3 protein-coding genes and 1 pseudogene are annotated in these 2,085 nt (G+C 68.6%); 3 read left to right on the top strand and 1 reads right to left on the bottom strand.

Annotation, left to right across the window (positions count from 1 at the left end; translation table 11 throughout):
• From BN903_RS03255 to BN903_RS03250, 3 genes and pseudogenes are all read left to right on the top strand, one after another.
• Nucleotides 1-752 (top strand): annotated as a pseudogene (locus tag BN903_RS03255) (alpha-glucuronidase); the annotation flags it as partial.
• Complete coding sequence (locus tag BN903_RS18660) at nt 733-1,071, top strand: hypothetical protein (protein ID WP_255331273.1); 339 nt, start codon at nt 733-735, stop codon at nt 1,069-1,071. The pseudogene BN903_RS03255 and the gene BN903_RS18660, both read left to right, overlap by 20 nt.
• A gap of 71 nt (nt 1,072-1,142) precedes the next feature.
• Nucleotides 1,143-1,376: a hypothetical protein gene (locus BN903_RS03250; RefSeq protein WP_079890559.1), complete on the top strand. Its 234-nt coding sequence runs from the start codon at nt 1,143-1,145 to the stop codon at nt 1,374-1,376.
• 9 nt (nt 1,377-1,385) lie between these two features.
• Here BN903_RS03250 and BN903_RS03245 read toward each other — a convergent pair.
• Nucleotides 1,386-2,085: HEAT repeat domain-containing protein (locus BN903_RS03245; protein WP_052334907.1), on the bottom strand; the 700-nt coding region annotated here is incomplete at its 5' end.

The raw sequence follows: 2,085 nt of genomic DNA, 5'->3' as shown, positions 1-2,085 counted from the left end.
TCTGGTGGCGGGCGTTCGTCTACGGCTCCCACGAGGACCGCGCGGTTCAGGCCTACAAGACGTTCGAACCACTGGACGGCGAGTTCGCGGACAACGTCACCGTTCAGGTGAAGAACGGCCCGATCGACTTTCAGCCCCGCGAGCCGGCGTCGACGCTGTTCGGCGCGATGTCCGAGACGGATCTCGGGCTCGAACTCCAAGTCACTCAGGAGTACACCGGTCAGGGGGTCCACGTGACCTACCACCTACCGATGTGGAAGGAAATCTTGGAGTTCGACACGTACGCCGACGGCGAGGGGTCGCCCGTGGGCGCGCAGTTCCGCGGCGACGGCGAGGGGATCGTCGGCGTCGGAAACGTCGGCGAGGACCACAGCTGGACCGGGCACTACCTCGCGCAGGCGAACCTCTACGCGTTCGGGCGTATCGCTTGGAACCCCGATGCGGACGCGAGCGCAGTGACCGAGGAGTGGGTCGAGCAGACGTTCGGCACCGACGAGGCGGTGGTCGACACGGTCACCGAGATTCTGCTGTCGTCGTGGGAGGCCTCCGTCGACTACGAGACGGGCGGGCTCGGCCTGCTACACATGATGCACAACGGCGAGGAGTACTTAGAGAACCACTACTACCCGTCTCCGGGGGAGTGGCCCGGCTACCACGGGGTAAGCGAGGACGGCGTCGGCGTCGACCGCACCGGACACCGGCAGCGGCTACGCCGAGCAGTACACCGACCCGGTGGCCGAGCGGTTCGCTGACGTCGAGACGTGCCCGGAAGAGTTCCTCCTGTTCTTCCACCACGTCCCGTGGGAGCACGAACTCGCGGACGGCACGACGGTCGTCCAGCGGCTCTACGACAACTGCTTCGCGGGCGTCGAGGAAGCGCGACGGCTCCGCGACCTGTGGGAGTCCCTCGACGGACAGATCGACGAGCGGCGCTTCCGGCACGTCGCCGAGCGCTTCGACGAACAGGTCGCGCAGGCGGCGCGCTGGCGGGACGTGCTCACGGCGTACTTCTACGACCACGCGGGCATCCCCGACGAGCGCGGCCGCGTGCCCGGTGACGACGAGGACTGATCGCCGGCCAGCGCCGTCGAATCGCCCCGCTCACCGCTGGGTTTTTCATGTCCGTCCGCCACCCTCGCACCATGTCGAAGACATCGACGCTGCTCGACCTCGTCTGCGCGCACCGCCGCCAGATGAAGGTCGCTCTCGCCGTCCTCATCGCGTGCGGACTGTTGCTCGCGTTCTCCGCGGTCTTCGTCCGTCCCGGCGACGACGCGTGGCCGATTCTCGTTATCGACGCCGTGCTCGTCGTCGGGGGGTTCGTCGCCTTTGCGTCGACGTACTGGTACTGTACGAAGCGCGAGATGGGCGAGTGACCCAGTGAGTCACGGGCCGGCGAGGAACGTAACGGTCTCCTCGGCCAGTTCTCGGACCGTCTCGTCGTCGTCCTCGGCGGCGACCGTACGCAACTCGTCGACCACGTCGGGGTCTCCGCGGCGACCGAGCGCCCGTATCGAGCGCGCACGAACGGACCGGTCGTAGTGGTCGAGACAGTCCCGAAGCCGGTCGACGGCGGGCGCGACGACCTCCGGGTCGGCCGCCGCCAGTTCGCCGAGCGCGTCGACGGCACCGCCAACGATCTCAGGATCGTCGTCGTCGAGGAGCGCCGCGAGCGGGTCGACGGCGTCGAACGCGGATTCCGGCGTCGTCTCGGTGACCGCGACCGCGACGTTGACGAGCATGCGCCGCGCGGAAGCGCGTCGCTCGCGCTCCCCGCGTTCGTGCTCCGCGATCGTCTCCAGAGTGCCGGGATGGTCGACGAACTCTCCGATATCCGCAAACTCGGCCGGCTCGGTGGCCTGTACTCCGGAAACCAGCGTGCGGACGTGCGGCGCAACGAGGTCAGGATGGTTGACGACGACCTTCCCGAGCAGCGACGCCGCGGTCAACTGGACGTCGACGACGTCCGCGCCGGCGGCGCTCGCGACGGCCCCGAGACGCCCGTCGAGAGCCGTCGGGTCGGCGTCGACGACGGCATCGAGCGTGGCGATCGCGCGCAACGCGATCGGTGAGTTGCTGTCGCCC

Source organism: Halorubrum sp. AJ67 (assembly GCF_000513435.1).
This window is presented reverse-complemented; position numbering and strand designations above follow the sequence as displayed.

Excerpts from the sequence above, each read along its gene's own strand:
- BN903_RS03250 (WP_079890559.1), top strand. The coding sequence starts at position 1,143 with ATGTCGAAGACATCGACGCTGCTCGACCTCGTCTGCGCGCACCGCCGC.